Here is a 16546-nt window from a genome sequence, read left to right on the forward strand (position 1 = left end):
CAGCTAACAGGTTAGGCCGTTTTTCCCGGCCTTGAAAGGCGCGAGTGGCTCACATGAGCGCGACTTCGCCCCAACCGGCACGTCATCAATCTGTGATCCAGCCTACAGACAGGGTTGCAGATTAACCGCCATACTTCCTTTGCTAGCGGTGCAGCAACGCGACCGATACGAGGCCAAGGATCTCCGAAGGAGCCGACGCGTCCAATTCATATTGACCGGATATTTCTCGACAGCGATTCGGAGGCATCACCGTGATTGCAAGAATTCAGGCTTTTCCAACCACTGACGGCATCTTCGTGGTCTGGGAGGTGTCGGCCATGATCCCGAACTGCCTCGGCTTCGCGCTGTATCGCCAGCAGAAGGGCAAGAGCGACAGCGTTGTCGACACCTGGGTCGGATTCGAGGATCAGGCGCAAGGCCACAAGAACGGCGAGCATCGGCCGAGCACAGAATGGCCGGTGCAGAAGACGAACTGGACCGATTTCCTTGCCCCAAGTGATGCGCCGGTTCGCTACGGTGTGGTCCCGGTCCTCAAGGACGGTGACAGCAAGGTCAAGCCCGCGGCCAACGCGCCGTCGACATGGACCGATTATGTCTCCGCTATGCCGTCGGGCCCGCTGAAGCCGTGGTTCAACCGCGGCACGATCTCGGCGCAATGGCTGTCGCGTGCGATCGGTCAGGACCGCAAACCGGCGCAGACGCTGGACAAGGCGATCTCCACCAAGGGCAACAAGATCCGCGACTTCCTCAAGGGACAGCTCGGTGCCCGCCTGCTCGCGCTGCTGGCCGATGCGAAGGCGAAGAAGCGCGACGTCTATCTCGCGCTTTACGAGCTCAACGACCCCGAACTGATCGCCGCGCTAAGTGCGCTGAAGGGCAAGGCCCATGTCGTGCTCGGCAACAGCACCGGCAAGTCCGACGCCACGGCGAAGGACACCGAGAAGAACGCCGGAGTGCTGAAGAAGGCCGGCGTCGACATCGTTCGCCGCAAGATCGCGCCGAGCCGCTACGCCCACAACAAGTTCGCGGTGTTCTGCGACGGCGCGCAAAAGCCGCAGGTGGTCTGGACCGGCAGCACCAACTGGACGCGTACCGGGCTCTGCACCCAGAACAACAACGGGCTCGAGATCACCGACGACAAGATCGCCGCCGCTTATCATGATCATTGGAAGATGATCTACGCGGACGGCAGCAAGTCTCCGAAGGCGCTGGCGACGGCGGGTGATCGGGAGTGGCCGTTCACGATCGGCAACTCTGATATCAGCGTCTGGTTCACGCCGACCACCAAGAGCGGTGACCTCAAGGAGGCCACCAGGATGATCGAGGACGCCGAGCATGGCGCGGTGTGCCTGATGCTCAATCCGGGCAACAACGGCCTGCTAGGCCCGATCCTGGAGAAGGCGCAGGACAAGAGCCTCTATGTGCGCGGCGTGCTCAACAATTTCCCGGCGCAGGGCAAGGACAGCCCGAAGGATCAACTGCAACTCTTGACCAGCGACGGTCAGCAGCAGGTCTTCAAGGGCAAACAGATCGCCGACGTGATCCGGCCGGCCGGAATCGACAAGACCGCGGACTGGTGGGAACGCGAGATCACGAACACGGGCAAGTTCATGATCGCCGTGCACAGCAAGGTGATCGTGCTCGACCCCGCAGGCAAGAACCCGGTCGTCATGACGGGCTCACACAATTTCAGCGACCGCGCCAGCACCAAGAACGACGACAACCTCATCATCATCCGCGGCGATTCGCAGCTGGCGCTGACCTATGCCGCGCGCATCGTCAGCATCTACAGCCAGTATCGCTGGCAAGCCTGGCGCAATACGGCTGAAGGCCAGAAGGACAAGGGACTGAAGCGCAGCGATACCTGGTTGAGCAGCCGCATCGGCAAAGGCTGGGCGGGAACCGAGACGCGGTTCTGGCTCGGCACGACGTAGCCGTGGACATCGCCGCGCTCGGCTCATGACACGAAACGCGGGACGGCGTGGCCGTCCCACAACGACCTGTTCGTTCAGTTCTTTTCAACGAGTGCATTTCAATGGCCAGTCCCAAGATCATCATTCTGTCTGATGGTACCGGCAATGCCGCCTCCAGCGTCTGGCGCACCAATGTCTGGCGGATCTTTCAGGCGCTCGACCTGCAGAGCAACAGCCAGGCCGCCAAATATGACGACGGCGTCGGCACGTCGTCTTTCGTTCCGCTCGCCATTCTGGGCGGCGCCTTCGGCTACGGCCTCAAGCGCAATATCCTGGACGCGTACAAGTTTATCTGCCGCAACTACGACCATCAGAACCATTCGAAGATCTTCCTGTTCGGATTCAGCCGTGGTGCATTCACCGTGCGCGTGCTCGCCGCGCTGATCCTCGATCAGGGCCTGATCGTCGCCGAGACCGAATCCGAGCTGCACGACGGAGCGGTGAAGGCCTACCGCGCCTATCGCGCCAAGGGTTACCACTCGGTATGGCGCATCGAGGTGCTATTCCGGGCCATTCGCGACTACGTCCTCGTGCCGGTGCTTGACCGCCTTCAGGGCAACAAGCCGTATGCAAGGGTCGCGCGGAAGCTGATCCCGACGATCGAGTTCATCGGCATCTGGGATACCGTCGCGGCTTACGGCCTGCCCATCGACGAGATGACGCGCGGCATCAGCAATTGGGTGTGGCCGCTCGAACTGCCGAACCGCATTCTCAGCCCACGCGTCAATTGGGCGCGGCACGCGCTGGCGCTCGACGACGAGCGCACGACCTTTCATCCGGTGCTTTGGACCGAGCAGGAGCCAGGACAGCCCGCACCACCCGTGCCGCCCACCATCGATGGCGAGCGCCTCGTCCAGGTATGGTTCGTGGGCATGCATGCCAATGTTGGTGGCGGCTATCCGGACGATGCCGTCGCGTTCGTGCCTTTGGCATGGCTGGTCGACGAAGCCGTCAAGCGCGGTCTCGTCTTCAAGAGCGCGCCCGTTGCCGATCCCGACGCGATCAAATCGATCAGGTCATCCGAGGACAAGGACGGCCGGCTGTACGATTCGCGCGCGGGGCTCGGCGCCTACTACCGATACGGTCCGCGCAAGGTCGCCGATCTCTGCAACGATCCTTACGTCGGCGTCAGCGTGCCAACGCCCAAGATCCACGAAAGCGTGTTCGAGCGGATCGATAGCGGCTGCAATGCCTACGCTCCGATCGGGCTGCCGCCCAACTATGTTATCGTCTCCCGGAGCGGCCAGATCACACCTCTGGGCGCCGGAACGTTCGAAACGCCGGCTGGCGCGCCGGCACGTCATGCGGCCCAGGAGAGGCTTTGGAACTACGTCTGGATGCGCCGGATCGCGTACTTCGCCACGCTGGCGGCATCGCTGCACCTGGCGGCGTTCTGGCTGTTCCACAACCAGCACAAGGAGCACGAATTCAACTCCTCCTTCAGGATGATTTCCGAGTTGGTGCGCTTCGTCGAATCGTTCCTGCCCAATTCGTTTCATTGGTGGACCGATTGGTACGCAGGCAATCCGGAATGGTTCGCCGGCGGGATCATCGCTGTTGTCGTGCTGATGGCAGTGGGCAACTCGCTCAGCGCAACGATCAGCGACAGGATGCGGATCATCTGGCATGATCGCGTGAACCCGGCTCCACTCTCCGGGCTCATGCATGATTCGATCTACAAGTTCCGCACCAGCGCGATCTATCAGTGGATCCTCAATGTCGGGAAACGACACGTCGTGCCGTTCCTGCTCGCCGTCGCCATTGTCTGGTTCGGCGCAACGTTGCTCAGCCATTTTCTGTTCAACGCAGCGGACTCGATGGGCGCATTCTGCCAGGGGACAGCGGCCGACAAGCTTGTCGCCGTCGACACGGGCGTTCCGCAGGACGCCGCCGACTTCAACACCACCGCGATCTGCGCGCCGACCGGGCTCAAGGTGCGCACCGGTTTCAAGTACGAAATCGCGATCACCATGACGGATCCCTGGGAGGACGGCGAACGCACGGTCACACCGGTCGGATACCGGACCTCGACCATCGAGCGTTCAAAGCGCTGGCGCGGATACGCGACGATCTTCTTGCGGCGCATCCTGTTCCGGCCATGGTACAGGCTGAACGCGCGCGTCGGAGAAACCGGAGTCGACGAGTATTTTCTGGATCCGGCGCCTGTGCCGAGCACCGACCCGCAAGTCTACAAGGCAAGGTTCACGGCCGACCGCAGTGGCGAGATCTTCCTCTTTGTCAACGAGGCCGTCCTCGGATTGCCGTGGCTCTCCAATTGGTTCTATCGCGATCACAAGGGTAAAGCGAAGGTAACGGTGAAGTTGCTCTGACGTGGTGCAGCCCGCGTTGTGTCAGTGTCGCTGGACGACGAATATAACGCGCGGGGTAACAACGCCGCCCCGCGCTCTGCCTCACCGCTCTTAGGGTTACGCCGCGCGTCCGAGCGAAGCGTCGAGATGCTTCGGCCGCGGCATCACCTCGTTCTTGAGCAGATCGAGCGAGCGCCGCCAGGCTTCCGGCTTGTGCTTGTAGTCGAAGCCGAACACCAGCAGCACGCCGAAGCCGCCGACCTCCCGGTAGATCTTCTCGAGCGATGCGCAGCATCGAACCCGGAATCTCGAGATTCCGGTTCGGGTGCTGACGCACCATCCCGGAATGACGACGCGGCCAACTTACCTTGCCCCGAACGTGGTCTTGCCGAACAACGCCTTCTGCGTCGAGGGTTGCGAGCGCCAGTATTGCGGCGGCGCGCTCACCTCGCCGCCGAGCTCAGCGGCGGCGTGCCAGCCCCAGCGCGGGTCGTAGAGCATGGCGCGGGCAAGCGCGACCATGTCGGCCTTGCCGGAGGCGACGATCTCTTCCGCCTGCTTCGCTTCCGCGATCAGGCCGACCGCCATCGTGGCGACGCCGGTCGCTTCCCTCACCGCCTGCGCCGCCGGCACCTGATAGCCAGGAGCGAGCGGGATCTTCTGCAACGGCGAGACACCACCGGAGGAGACATCGACCCAGTCGACGCCGCGCTTCTGCAATTCCCTGGCGTACGCGATGGTCTGCGCGACGTCCCAGCCGCCCTCGACCCAATCGGTCGCCGACAACCGCACGCCGACCGGCTTGCGGTCCGGAAACGCGGCGCGCACCGCATCGAACACTTCCAGCGGGAAGCGCATCCGGTTTTCAAGCGAGCCGCCATACTGGTCGGTGCGCTTGTTGGCGATCGGCGACAAAAACTGGTGCAAGAGATAGCCGTGCGCGCTGTGCAGCTCGAGCGCTTCGATGCCGAGTCGCTCGGCGCGCCTGGCAGCTGCTACAAACGCATCGCGGATGCGCTTCAGGCCGGCTTCATCCAGCGCCAGCGGCGGCGCCTCGCCGTCCTTGTGCGGGACAGCCGATGGTCCCACCGTCTGCCAGCCGCCTTCCGCAATCGGGATCAATTGCCCGCCCTCCCAGGGACGACGGCTCGACGCCTTGCGGCCGGCGTGGGCAAGCTGCATGGCGACCGCGGCCTTCGAATGCTTGCGCACCGAGGCCAGGATCGGCTTCAGCGCCGCCTCGTTGGCGTCGCTGTACAGGCCGAGGCACGCCGGCGTGATCCGCCCGATCTCCTCGACATGGGTGGCCTCGATGCAGAACATCGCGGCGCCCGACAGCGCCAGCATGTTGATGTGCGTGAAATGCCAATCGGTGGCCGAGCCGTCGACCGCCGAATACTGGCACATCGGCGAGACCATGATGCGGTTTGGCAGTTTCAGGCCACGCAACTCGATCGGGGTGAACAGGGTGCTCATGCAAGGACATCCGGACTTAAGGAGAACGCGCGCCTTAAGATAGAGACGGCACGCGCGATCACCAACTGTCCGGCGCGCCGAACGGCCCGGGCGCAGATCAGCAATGCGGTAGCGGAGATCCCCTTGCGGGGGCACCTCATTCCATCAGGGTGAACTGCAGCAGCAGGTTGCGCTGGATCGGCGAGAAATTGTCGTCGGAGACCATGGTCAACACGGTCTCGCCGTCCGCCGTCACATGGGCGTCGATACCTTCCATGTTGTCGATCTCGTTGCCGAGATCGGCATTGAAGATCGCCGGACCGTCGACGACGGCGCCGGGCACAATCTCCGACAGCGCGAGCCGGCGGATGCGGATGCCGACGCCCCCGATCCAGGAGAATTTCCGCTCCAGGATCAACAAATCGCCCGACGGCAGCAAGACCGCGTCGCTGATGTCGAAACTCTCGGTGCGCCGTACGCTGAACTGGCCGGGCGTCTTGCCGCCGATAAGAAAGGCCATGAGATTGCCACTCGGATCGAGCCCGCGTTCGGAGAACGCGATCAACGTGCCGGCAATCGGCAGCCCCTTGGGCACGAAGACCAGCGCCTCAAGTCCCTTGTTGAGGGGAAGTTTGCGCACAGCCGGCGGCGTCGGCACCACCTCGCCGGGCGCACGGGTAAAGCCCTCGGCGAAATCGTAGCGCAGCACCTGGTTGACGCGCTCGAGCCCGACATAGACCACGGAGCCGTCGAGCGCGATCGATTCCGAATCGTACCAGTTGCGGGACGTGATCGGCTTGCCGTCGGGGCCGAGCAGCGGTGCGGCCTCGACGTCGTCGAGCCCGACCATCTCCCGGCCGCGATAGACGATGCGGCCGGTGAACCAGCTTCCCTTGTCGCTGATCGCGATGAAGCGCTCCCCCTTGGGATCGAGCCGCAGGCCGGACAGCCCGCCGAAGCCGGGAAACGGCGAGGTCAGGATCAGGCCACTGCGATATTCCAGCGCGCCGAACCGCGTCCGCGCACGATCGCGGATATCGAACGAGGGCAGCGGCCGCGCCTTGACCTCGATCGAGACTGGCTCGCTGACGGAATACGGGCTCGGCTTGGCGGCCCGCTTCGGCGGCGCCTGCGTCGCGCTCTGCGCCTGCGCGAGGCTTGGGAGCGCGGCGGTCAATAGCGCCGCCGCCACATCCTGCAGGAAGCGGCGGCGGTCAGGGGGTGGGCGCATGTCTCACGAGTGGAGCCGGCGTCGGGTACCCTGCGCGGGGGCGGCGCCGTGGGTCTCACTGAACAGCTCGGCCAGCTTTTCGGTGATGGCGCCGCCGAGTTCTTCGGCGTCCACGATGGTGACAGCACGGCGATAATAGCGCGTAACGTCGTGCCCGATGCCGATCGCGATTAGCTCGACCGGCGAGCGGGTCTCGATCTCCTCGATGATGTGGCGCAAGTGCCGCTCGAGATAGTTGCCGGGATTGACCGACAGCGTGGAGTCGTCGACCGGCGCGCCGTCGGAGATCATCATCAAGATGCGGCGCTGCTCGGGGCGTGCGAGCAGGCGCTTGTGCGCCCAGTCCAGCGCCTCGCCGTCGATGTTTTCCTTCAGGAGGCCCTCGCGCATCATCAGGCCGAGATTCTTGCGCGCGCGCCGCCACGGCGCGTCCGCCGATTTGTAGATGATGTGGCGGAGGTCGTTGAGACGGCCGGGATTGGCCGGCTTGCCGGCGGCAAGCCATGCCTCGCGCGATTGCCCGCCCTTCCAGGCGCGCGTGGTGAAGCCCAGGATCTCGACCTTGACGCCGCAACGCTCCAGCGTGCGCGCCAGGATGTCGGCGCAAGTGGCGGCGACGGTGATCGGACGGCCGCGCATCGAGCCGGAGTTGTCCAAGAGCAGCGTCACCACGGTGTCGCGGAACGTCGCCTCCTTCTCATGCATGAAGGACAGCGGGTGATAGGGATCGGTCACGACGCGCGACAGCCGGGCGGGATCGAGGATGCCCTCCTCGAGATCGAACTCCCAGGCACGGTTTTGCTGCGCCATCAGGCGGCGCTGCAGGCGGTTGGCGAGCCGCGCCACGATGCCCTGCAGATGCGCGAGCTGCTTGTCGAGATAGGAGCGCAACCGCTCGAGCTCGTCGTGATCGCAGAGATCTTCGGCCGCGATCACCTCGTCGAACTTCGGTGCGAAGGCATGATATTCCGGACCGCGCGGCTCGTTTTGGCCGCGCGCGTTCGGCCGCGTCGCCTCACCCGGCGTTTCGTCATCGCCAAGTTCGCCGTCGTCGTACGTGTCGCTGGTGGAGGCTTGCGCGCTTTCCATCGCGCTTTCGCTCATCTCTTCTGCGGTTGCCTGAGCCTGGTCGGCGCTCATCTCCTGCGCGGCGTCGGAATCGGGCGAGCCTTCGGCGCCGGACTGATCGTTGTCGCCGTCCGAATTCTCGTCCTCGTCGTCCTCGTCGGTGTCCATGTCGCGTTCGTCACCGAGATCAAGCGCCGACAACAGGTCATGCACGAGGTCGCCGAACCTGGCCTGGTCCTCAGTGAAGCGGCTCAGCTTGTCGAGTCGCGTGCCGATCTTATCCTCAAGCACCGGGCGCCAGAGATCGACCATCTTCTTGGCCGCCGCGGGCGGGGCGAGGCCCGTGAGGCGCTCGCGCACCAGCATCGCCAGCGCGTCGGACAGGGGCGCGTCCGCGCGATCGGTGATCTCGTCATACTTGCCGCGATGGAAATGATCGTCGAGCATCGCGGTGAGGTTCTTCGCCACGCCGGCCATCCGCCGCGAGCCGATCGCCTCAACGCGTGCCTGCTCGACCGCCTCGAACACCCCGCGCGCCTGCGGATTGCCGGGCATCAGCTTGCGATGCACCTTGGGATCGTGACAAGCGATCTTCAGCGCGATCGAATCGGCATGTCCACGCACGATCGCGGCATCACGCTTGGTCATCTTGCGCGCCGGCTCCGGCAGCCGCGCCTTGCCGGGCGCAAGTCCCGGGCGTTCGGCGGCGAAGCTGACCTCGAGTTCGGGCTTCTTGGCAATGGCGCGCAGACACGCGGTGACCGAGCGCTTGAACGGCTCGGTCGGCGCTTCCTTCGAACCGGGACGGAATTTGATATTGGAGGTTGTCATAGCGATTTCGTCAACCAATGGCGCGTTATGCCGCGATACCCCTCAATCCAACGTCACCGTCTCGCCGTCCGCAGCGAGCCATCCGCCAAGCGCCACCTTTGTCCGAGTAAGCGTGCGCTCGACGGAGACTGTTGGCATGGATCAGCTGAGCGCCACGTTGACGGAGGATTCCGGTAGCTCGACGTTGAAGCAGCGCTGGTAGAACTCTGCGACCAGCGGCCGCTCCAGCTCGTCACACTTGTTGAGGAAGGTGACGCGGAACGCGAAGCCGATGTCGTTGAAGATGTCCGCATTCTCCGCCCAGGTGATCACTGTGCGCGGGCTCATCACCGTGGACAGGTCGCCATTGGCGAACGCGTTGCGGGTGAGGTCCGCCAACCGCACCATCTTGTTGACGATGTCGCGGCCTTCCTGCGTGCGGTAGTGGCGCGCCTTCGCCAGCACGATTTCCACTTCCTCGTCATGGGCGAGGTAGTTCAGCGTGGTGACGATCGACCAGCGGTCCATCTGGCCCTGGTTGATCTGCTGCGTGCCGTGATAGAGGCCCGAGGTGTCGCCGAGGCCGACCGTGTTGGCGGTCGCGAACAGGCGGAACGACGGATGCGGCTTGATGACCTTGTTCTGGTCGAGCAGCGTCAGGCGGCCCGAGACTTCCAGCACGCGCTGGATCACGAACATCACGTCCGGACGGCCGGCGTCGTATTCGTCGAACACCAGCGCGATGTTGTGCTGCAGGGCCCAGGGCAGGATGCCGTCGCGGAACTCGGTGACCTGCTTGCCCTCCTTGACCACGATCGCGTCCTTGCCGACGAGATCGATACGGCTGATGTGGCTGTCCAGGTTGACGCGCACGCAGGGCCAGTTGAGGCGGGCCGCGACCTGCTCGATATGGGTCGACTTGCCGGTGCCGTGATAGCCGGTGACCATCACACGGCGGTTCTTGGCGAAACCGGCGAGGATCGCGAGCGTGGTGGCGCGGTCGAAGCGGTAGTCCGGATCGGATTCCGGCACGTGCGGATCGACTTCCGAATAAGCGGGAACTTCCAGGTCGCTATCGATCCCGAAGACCTGCCGGACCGACACCTTCATGTCGGGCAAGCCGACGGGTTCCTGCGTTTTGGTCTGGACGGCGGTCGTCATTCATCCTCCGAGGTCCCGGGCAGTCCCGAAACCAGATTTAAGCATTTGGCTGCGGATTGGGTGCTTCGGACAAGCCTAGCAGAGAGCAACGGCTGGCAGAAGCCCGGGGGCCAATCAAAGTTCCGTTGTCCTATCATGAAGATAGGGCGGCGTTCGGTTTTTGGAAGGCTGCCCTGCGAATCACGCCGTACTTTCGCCGCATCACCGCGGCGCCCCGTCCCGCCGGGCACTTTCGCCCCCGGCAGGGAGTTGTTAGGTCTGCATTGATGTGACGGCTACCACAGGATTTTTGTGACTTCTTTCCTCGACCCTCTGATCACGTTCGTTTCAGCCCATGCGTGGCTTGCCTATCTGACGCTGTTTCTGGCTGCCCTGCTGGAGGCCGTCCCGGTGGCGGGCTCGCTGGTGCCGGGCTCGACCATCATCCTCGCTCTCAGCGGGCTGGTGCCCGGCGGCGATCTGAAATTGTGGCCGGTGCTCGCGGCCGCCGCAGCCGGCGCGGCACTCGGCGACGGCACCGCCTATCTGATCGGCTACCGCAGCCAGCGCGAAATCCTCTCGTCCTGGCCGCTGAACAATTATCCGCGGGTCGTTGCGCAAAGCGAGGCCTTCTTCAACCGTTGGGGCGTGCTCGCGGTGTTCTTTGCCCGCTTCGTGCCACCGATCCGCGCCTTCGTCCCGATCACGGCAGGGGCGCTCGATATGCCGCCAGCGCGCTTCTACGCCGTCAACATCCCGGCAATCCTGCTCTGGGCGCCGGCGCATGTGCTGCCCGGCGTGCTCGCCATCACCGCGCTGCACGACTATGCCGGTCTGCCGCATCATGGACATGTCGGCAAGCATCTCTGGATATTTGCGGTGGTAGGCTGCGCCTTGATCATCACGCTGGCGGTCTGGACCATCCGTCGCCGGCACGGCGGCGGCCTGATCGAACCGGCACGGTCCAAATAAGTATCTTGAGTATCTAAAGGCTATTCGTCGTACCGCTCCGCCCGGGGGCCGGGCCGACATAGCGCGCGCGAGGCCTGATCAGCTTGCCATGCTGCAATTGTTCGCTGGCATGCGCGATCCAGCCGACGCTGCGGGACATCGCAAACAGCGCAAGCTCGCTGCCGGCGGGCATCCGTAAGGAATGCACCAGCACGGCCAGCGCATAATCGATGTTCACGAACTCGCCGGTCGCCTCCGCGATCCGCTCCGGCACCTCCTTCGTGAACTTGCGCGGCGCGCCGGCGCGGGTCAGTGCATCGAGCAGCGAGATCGCGCGCGGGTCGCCCTTCTTGTAGACGCCGTGGCCGAAGCCCGCGAAGCGTTCGCCGAGCGCGACACGCTCGCGGATCACCGGGGCGACGTCGTTGTCGATCAGCGTCCTGACCAGATGAGAGGCCAGCACGCCGGCGCCGCCATGTTTCGGACCCTTGAGCGCCACGAGACCCGCGATGACAGCGTCGTAGAGATTGAGGCCGGTCGACGCCGCACAGCGCGCGGTGAAGGTCGAGGCATTCAGTTCGTGGTCGGCGAGCAGCACCAGCGCGCGGCGGATCAGATCGGGCGCGTGTTTGTTGTCGGGCGTCCAGACCCGGGCCACCTGCTGATGCAAAGGCTCTGCCGATGTTCTCGCGTTCAGCATGGTCGCGACGAGGAGCCGCAAGATCCGGGCACCAACCAGCGCGCGGCCGTCTGGGGCGCGGGTGAAGGCTCCGGGATCGGCGCTTGTCGCGAGCGCCAGCACCGCGACGGTCCGGTCGATCGGCGCCGCGCGACGCGCGGCCTCTGCAATCATACGCATTTCGTCCGAGACGTGCGGGCAGTTGTCGGGCGCGAACGGATCGACGTCGGTGACGTCCCATAGCAGCGTCGCGGTGTGCTCCAGCGTGTCGCGCTCGGCGAGATCGACGCAGTTGACGCCGCGATAGATCGGGCCCTGCTCGGTGATGGTCGCGATCGCCGAATCCATCACCGGCAGGTCCACGTCGAAATTGCGCAACCCCCGCGGCTCCGGCGACGGCGCGCGGCGCTCCTTCAAATCCCTGATGTCCTCGGCGCGGTAGCGGTGACTGCGCGAATCCGGCGACGGCTCGGAGCGGATCAGGCCGCGGCTGACATAGGCGTAGAGGGTGGCCGGCGAGATCGCGAGTTCAGCAGCAGCTTCCCGGGCGGAGAGGTATAGTTCAGCAGATTTTTTCATATTGATTTATATAATCAAGATTGATCAATACGTCGAGAGCCCTGACTTTCTGAGTGTGAAACAGGAGATCGGGCCATGAATATGCATCTCACCAAGAGCCAGATCGGTCTGGACGGCGTTCCCGCCGCCGAGACCGTGCTGAGCCATGTCGACGGCGAGCGCGGCGAATTGATCATCGCCGGTGCCCACGTCGCCGACCTCGCGGGCAAATCGAGCTTCGAGGGCGTCGCCGCGCGCCTTTGGAACGGCGCCACCGGCAAGGCACTCAGCGAAGCCAATGTCCGTGCCAGCCTCGGTGCCGCCCGCGAACGCGCCTTCGCCCGCCTGCCGGACCTGCTGCCGGCGACCCGCGGCATGTCGATCGTCGACGGCTTCCGCGCCGCGATCGCAGGTTTGCGCGGCGAGAACGGGCTTGAGCATGAGGCGACCATCGTGGGCGCCTTCCCGGTGATCGCGGGCGCGCTGGTGCAGCGCGCCAAGGGTCACGATCCGATCGCGCCGAACCCGAATGTCAGCCACGCCGCCGACACGCTGCACATGCTGCTCAACCGCAAGGTCGAACCGCGCGAGGTCGCGGCGCTCGATGCCTATTTCGTCACTGCCTGCGATCACGGCATGAACGCCTCGACCTTCACCACGCGCGTGATCGCCTCGACGCAGGCCGATCTGTTCGCGGCGATCACCGGCGGCTATTGCGCGTTAACGGGCCCGCTGCATGGCGGCGCGCCGGAGCCGGTGCTGGAGATGCTGGATGCGATCGGCACGCGCGAACGCATCAAGCCATGGGTCGACGACGCGCTAGCGCGCGGCGAGCGGCTGATGGGATTTGGTCATCGCGTGTATCGTGTGCGCGATCCACGCGCCGATGTGCTGAAGGTTGCGATCGAACGGCTGGAAGCCGACGGCGCCGACCTGCCGTTCGCCGGTGAGGTCGAGGTCTATATTCGCCAGGCGCTGCGGAATAAGAATCCGGACCGGCCGCTCGAGACCAATGTCGAGTTCTTCACCGCGATCCTGCTCGATGCGCTGGACATCCCGCGACAGGCGTTCACACCGATCTTCGCTGTGGCCCGCGCCGCCGGCTGGACCGCCCACGCTCTGGAGCAGCGGCGCACCGGCCGGCTGATCCGGCCGAGCTCGTCCTATGTCGGGGCGATGCCGAAGGGCTGAGAGCCTATTGGAAAACACCGTAGCCCGGACGGAGCGCCGCACAATCCGGGAACGGTGCGGCCGCACATGCAGGAGTCCCGGATTACGCTGCGCTCCATCCGGGCTGCGCGCGGCGGCTCAGGCCTCGCGCACCACGGTCTTCAAATAGTTGTACGCCTTGATGATCTCGATCAGGCGATCTTCGGTGGAGCGGTCACCGCCATTGGCGTCGGGATGGTGCTGCTTCACCAGCGCCTTGTACTTCGCCTTGACGTCCTCGAGCGTCGCCTCGGCGCCGAGTCCCATCACCTGCAGCGCCTTGCGCTCTGCGTTCATGACCTTGCGCATCTCAGGCTTGGCCTGCGCGCCCGGACCGGGCCGCCAGCGGCCGCGGCCGTTGAGCTCGGAGAACATGTGGAACGGATCGGACACGGCGTCGAAATCGCCTTCGCCCTTCTTGCCGCCGCTGTTGGCTCCCATCTTCCAGGTCGGACGATGGCCGGTCAGCGCGTCCTTCTGGTAGCGCGCGACGTCCTCCGGATTCATGCCCTGGAAGAAATTGTAGGACTGATTGTACTCACGGACGTGATCGAGACAGAAGTGCCAATACTCGCGCGAATTCTCACGGCCCTTCGGGGCGCGGTGCGCGCCCTTGTTCTGGCACCCCGCCCACTCGCAAGTGACCGCCTCTTGGCCAGCCTGCGCCTGGCGCTTCGCACTCACCCTGGTCGGCTTGATGCGAATGGAGTCGAAGAATTTTGATGAATCGATCGGCATGCTGTCTTTGACTACGCAATGCACAATTCTTCAAGTCTTGACATTGCGCAGACCTCGTTTCCCGCTGCACCATTGACGAAAAGCCGTCGCGAACCTAACTCCGCCGCCATGAGCACGAAAGACTCTATCATAAACAAGTTGCGTGAAGCTTTCTTGCCGGAAAGCCTCGACGTCGTCGATGAATCACATCTGCATGAAGGCCATGCCGGCCATCGGCCAGGCGGCGAGACGCATTTCAGGCTTTATATTGTGTCGCCGGCCTTCGAAGGGAAGAGCCGGGTCGAACGCCATCGCATGATAAATGCGGCGCTGGCGCAGGAACTTTCCGCCTCCGTGCACGCCCTGGCGATCCATGCGAGCGCCCCCGGGGAAAACCGGCGCTAGTTCACACTTGCCCCGGGACGCCGCAGCGGTTTTCATCTAGTGAGGATGGATACTCCCGGCGATGGACCTGCTCCATATCCGAGCAGGCAATTTGCGGATCGCATCGCCGCCGATTGAAGGGCCGCTCGATGATCCCTCACTGGCTACGCTTCCAGTCGATCGCAGCCGCTGCCGGCCTGCTCCTGATCTGCGCGACGCGTCCGGCATCGGCGCTGGATATGCCGAGCCCGTTCGTCCAGGAAGTGCTGATCAAAAGTATCCTGGTATCACTCAACGACGCGGTGGCGGCCGACAATTTCACCGTGTTCCACGCCAAGATCTCGAAGCCGTTCCGCGACCAGTTTCCGCCGGACAAGCTGAAGACGATCTTCAAGGACCTGGTCGACAAGCACGCCGTGTTCGACGCGATCGTCGCCAAGCCGATCATCCTGGACCAGGATGCCAAGATCGACGACAGGGGCGTGCTGCAACTGAAGGGCCATTTCGATACCACGCCCAAGCAGGTGAAGTATCAGCTCGGCTTCATCCCCTCCGACGGCGCGTGGAAGCTTTCGGGCATCTCGATCGACATCGAGTAATCCGGCAACCCTCACCAGACCCGTCATCCCCGCGCAAAGGCTTCGCCTTTGTCGCTGGAGACGCGCGCAATGCGCGCTCCTCAGCATGACGGTGATGGATCTGCACCAGCCCCGCACGCTCTGCCGAACTAGAACGCCGTCCCGGCCCGCTTCGGCTTCTTCTCGTCGAGCTCGCCCGCCTCGCGCGGAATTGGGACGATGCGCAGCGCGGTGATGCGGTTGCGCTCGCGGCGGAGGACACGGAAGCGGAAGCCGTGGAAGGTGAAGCTCTGGCCGCGCTCGGGGATCGACCGCGCTTCGTGGATCACGAGGCCGGCGACGGTGGTCGCCTCTTCGTCCGGCAGGTGCCAGTCCATCGCACGGTTGAGGTCGCGAATCGGCACCGAACCGTCGACCATGACCGAGCCGTCCAGCTGGGCGCGCACGCCGGCCACCACGACGTCGTGCTCGTCGGAGATGTCGCCGACGATCTCCTCAAGGATGTCCTCCAGCGTCACCATGCCCTCGACCTCGCCATACTCGTCGACCACGAGGGCGAAGTGGGTCTTGCGGCGACGGAATGCCTTCAACTGCTCGGAGACCGGCCGCATCTCCGGCACGAACCAGGGCGGCAGCGCAATGGCCGAGGCATCGATCGCGGATGTGTCGCCGTCGTTGGCGCGGATGGCGCGCAGCAGATCCTTGGCGTGCAGCACGCCGATGATGTTCTCCGGCTTCTCCCGCCACAGCGGGATGCGGGTGTACTCGGTCGCCAGTACCTCGCGCACCAGTTCCTCGGGCGGCAGGTCGGCGTTGATCGTGGTCATCTCGGTGCGGTGAACCATCACGTCGGAGACCTGCAGCTCGCGCAGGTCCAACAGGCCTCCGAACATGTCGCGGTCCAGCTTCTCGACCTTGCCTTCGTGATGCAGCAGATCGACCGCGCCGCGCAGCCGCTCGGTCGGCGACAGGATGGCCTGATGCGCACCGATCTTGATGCCGAACAGCTTCATCAGCGCGCGGACGATGCCCTCGATGACGGTCAGGAGCGGACCGAGCACCAAGACCGTGAGCCGCATCGGGCGCGCGACCAGCAGCGACACCCGGTCCGGCGCATTGATGGCGACGGTCTTGGGCAGCACTTCCGCGAAGATTACCACCAGCACCGTCATGACACCGGTGGCATAGAGCACGCCGACGTCGCCGAACCATGCGGTGAAGATGCCGGTTGCGAGCGCTGAGGCGCCGATATTGGCGATATTGTTGCCGAGCAGCAGCGCACCGATCATCCGCTCGCGCATCGCGATCAGGCTGGAGACGACGGTAGCCTCGCCGTTGCCCTGTTTCGAGAGCCGCAACATGCTGGCGCGCGAGGCGCCCGTCAGCGCGGTCTCGCTCGCCGAGAAGAAGGCGGACACCAGCAGGCAGCAAATCACGATGGAGAAGGCTATCCAGTCCAACTTGCTTCACCGAACAGTGTTTTG

At 64.4% G+C, this 16546-nt stretch carries 13 protein-coding genes and 1 pseudogene; 6 read left to right on the forward strand and 8 right to left on the reverse strand.

Annotated elements, in window-relative coordinates; translation table 11 throughout:
• Positions 1–251: 251 nt before the first annotated feature.
• Both MTX23_RS33960 and MTX23_RS33965 read left to right on the forward strand, forming a co-directional pair.
• Complete coding sequence (locus tag MTX23_RS33960) at positions 252–1934, forward strand: phospholipase D-like domain-containing protein (RefSeq protein ID WP_280974418.1); 1683 nt, start codon at positions 252–254, stop codon at positions 1932–1934.
• A 101-nt stretch (positions 1935–2035) separates the two neighbouring features.
• Positions 2036–4303, forward strand: a complete 2268-nt coding sequence (locus MTX23_RS33965; protein ID WP_280974419.1) for a DUF2235 domain-containing protein — start codon at positions 2036–2038, stop codon at positions 4301–4303.
• 96 nt (positions 4304–4399) lie between these two features.
• Here the strand turns inward: MTX23_RS33965 and MTX23_RS33970 are convergent.
• From MTX23_RS33970 to cobS, 5 genes and pseudogenes are all read right to left on the reverse strand, one after another.
• A pseudogene (locus tag MTX23_RS33970) lies at positions 4400–4564 on the reverse strand (alkane 1-monooxygenase); the annotation flags it as partial.
• A gap of 81 nt (positions 4565–4645) precedes the next feature.
• Positions 4646–5758, reverse strand: coding sequence for an NADH:flavin oxidoreductase/NADH oxidase (locus tag MTX23_RS33975; RefSeq protein ID WP_280974420.1), 1113 nt, complete (start codon positions 5756–5758; stop codon positions 4646–4648).
• Between the two features lie 136 nt (positions 5759–5894).
• A complete protein-coding gene (locus tag MTX23_RS33980; RefSeq protein WP_280974421.1) occupies positions 5895–6968 on the reverse strand; it encodes an esterase-like activity of phytase family protein in 1074 nt (357 codons plus the stop codon).
• Between the two features lie 3 nt (positions 6969–6971).
• Positions 6972–8867, reverse strand: a complete 1896-nt coding sequence (gene cobT / locus MTX23_RS33985; RefSeq protein WP_280974422.1) for a cobaltochelatase subunit CobT — start codon at positions 8865–8867, stop codon at positions 6972–6974.
• Between the two features lie 141 nt (positions 8868–9008).
• Complete coding sequence (gene cobS / locus MTX23_RS33990) at positions 9009–10007, reverse strand: cobaltochelatase subunit CobS (protein ID WP_280974423.1); 999 nt, start codon at positions 10005–10007, stop codon at positions 9009–9011.
• Positions 10008–10298: 291 nt separating this feature from the next.
• On the opposite strand from cobS, the gene MTX23_RS33995 reads away from it, so the two are divergent.
• A complete protein-coding gene (locus MTX23_RS33995) occupies positions 10299–10958 on the forward strand; it encodes a DedA family protein (RefSeq protein ID WP_280974424.1) in 660 nt (219 codons plus the stop codon).
• Between the two features lie 13 nt (positions 10959–10971).
• Here MTX23_RS33995 and MTX23_RS34000 read toward each other — a convergent pair whose 3' ends face one another.
• Positions 10972–12195, reverse strand: coding sequence for a citrate synthase family protein (locus MTX23_RS34000; RefSeq protein WP_280974426.1), 1224 nt, complete (start codon positions 12193–12195; stop codon positions 10972–10974).
• 75 nt (positions 12196–12270) lie between these two features.
• Here MTX23_RS34000 and MTX23_RS34005 point away from each other — a divergent pair, with 75 nt between their 5' ends.
• Positions 12271–13365 carry a citrate synthase/methylcitrate synthase gene (locus tag MTX23_RS34005; protein WP_280974427.1) on the forward strand — a complete coding sequence of 365 codons (1095 nt, stop codon included), beginning with the start codon at positions 12271–12273 and terminating at the stop codon, positions 13363–13365.
• A gap of 117 nt (positions 13366–13482) precedes the next feature.
• On the opposite strand, the gene MTX23_RS34010 is transcribed toward MTX23_RS34005, so the two are convergent.
• A complete protein-coding gene (locus MTX23_RS34010) occupies positions 13483–14121 on the reverse strand; it encodes a DnaJ domain-containing protein (RefSeq protein ID WP_280974428.1) in 639 nt (212 codons plus the stop codon).
• A gap of 108 nt (positions 14122–14229) precedes the next feature.
• Here MTX23_RS34010 and MTX23_RS34015 point away from each other — a divergent pair, with 108 nt between their 5' ends.
• Both MTX23_RS34015 and MTX23_RS34020 read left to right on the forward strand, forming a co-directional pair.
• Positions 14230–14505 (forward strand): BolA family protein, encoded by a 276-nt coding sequence (locus MTX23_RS34015; RefSeq protein WP_280974429.1) that lies wholly within the window; start codon positions 14230–14232, stop codon positions 14503–14505.
• 128 nt (positions 14506–14633) lie between these two features.
• On the forward strand, positions 14634–15083 hold the full coding sequence (locus MTX23_RS34020; RefSeq protein ID WP_280974430.1) for a hypothetical protein: 450 nt from the start codon (positions 14634–14636) through the stop codon (positions 15081–15083).
• A 128-nt stretch (positions 15084–15211) separates the two neighbouring features.
• On the opposite strand, the gene MTX23_RS34025 is transcribed toward MTX23_RS34020, so the two are convergent.
• Positions 15212–16522, reverse strand: a complete 1311-nt coding sequence (locus MTX23_RS34025; protein ID WP_280974431.1) for an HlyC/CorC family transporter — start codon at positions 16520–16522, stop codon at positions 15212–15214.
• Positions 16523–16546 lie beyond the last annotated feature (24 nt).

It is taken from the genome of Bradyrhizobium sp. ISRA436 (assembly GCF_029910015.1).
GTDB lineage: Bacteria > Pseudomonadota > Alphaproteobacteria > Rhizobiales > Xanthobacteraceae > Bradyrhizobium.

Excerpts from the sequence above, each read along its gene's own strand:
- MTX23_RS33965 (WP_280974419.1), top strand. The coding sequence starts at position 2,036 with ATGGCCAGTCCCAAGATCATCATTCTGTCTGATGGTACCGGCAATGCC.
- MTX23_RS33975 (WP_280974420.1), bottom strand. The coding sequence starts at position 5,758 with ATGAGCACCCTGTTCACCCCGATCGAGTTGCGTGGCCTGAAACTGCCA.
- MTX23_RS33980 (WP_280974421.1), bottom strand. The coding sequence starts at position 6,968 with ATGCGCCCACCCCCTGACCGCCGCCGCTTCCTGCAGGATGTGGCGGCG.
- cobT (WP_280974422.1), bottom strand. The coding sequence starts at position 8,867 with ATGACAACCTCCAATATCAAATTCCGTCCCGGTTCGAAGGAAGCGCCG.
- cobS (WP_280974423.1), bottom strand. The coding sequence starts at position 10,007 with ATGACGACCGCCGTCCAGACCAAAACGCAGGAACCCGTCGGCTTGCCC.
- MTX23_RS34000 (WP_280974426.1), bottom strand. The coding sequence starts at position 12,195 with ATGAAAAAATCTGCTGAACTATACCTCTCCGCCCGGGAAGCTGCTGCT.
- MTX23_RS34005 (WP_280974427.1), top strand. The coding sequence starts at position 12,271 with ATGAATATGCATCTCACCAAGAGCCAGATCGGTCTGGACGGCGTTCCC.
- MTX23_RS34010 (WP_280974428.1), bottom strand. The coding sequence starts at position 14,121 with ATGCCGATCGATTCATCAAAATTCTTCGACTCCATTCGCATCAAGCCG.
- MTX23_RS34015 (WP_280974429.1), top strand. The coding sequence starts at position 14,230 with ATGAGCACGAAAGACTCTATCATAAACAAGTTGCGTGAAGCTTTCTTG.
- MTX23_RS34020 (WP_280974430.1), top strand. The coding sequence starts at position 14,634 with ATGATCCCTCACTGGCTACGCTTCCAGTCGATCGCAGCCGCTGCCGGC.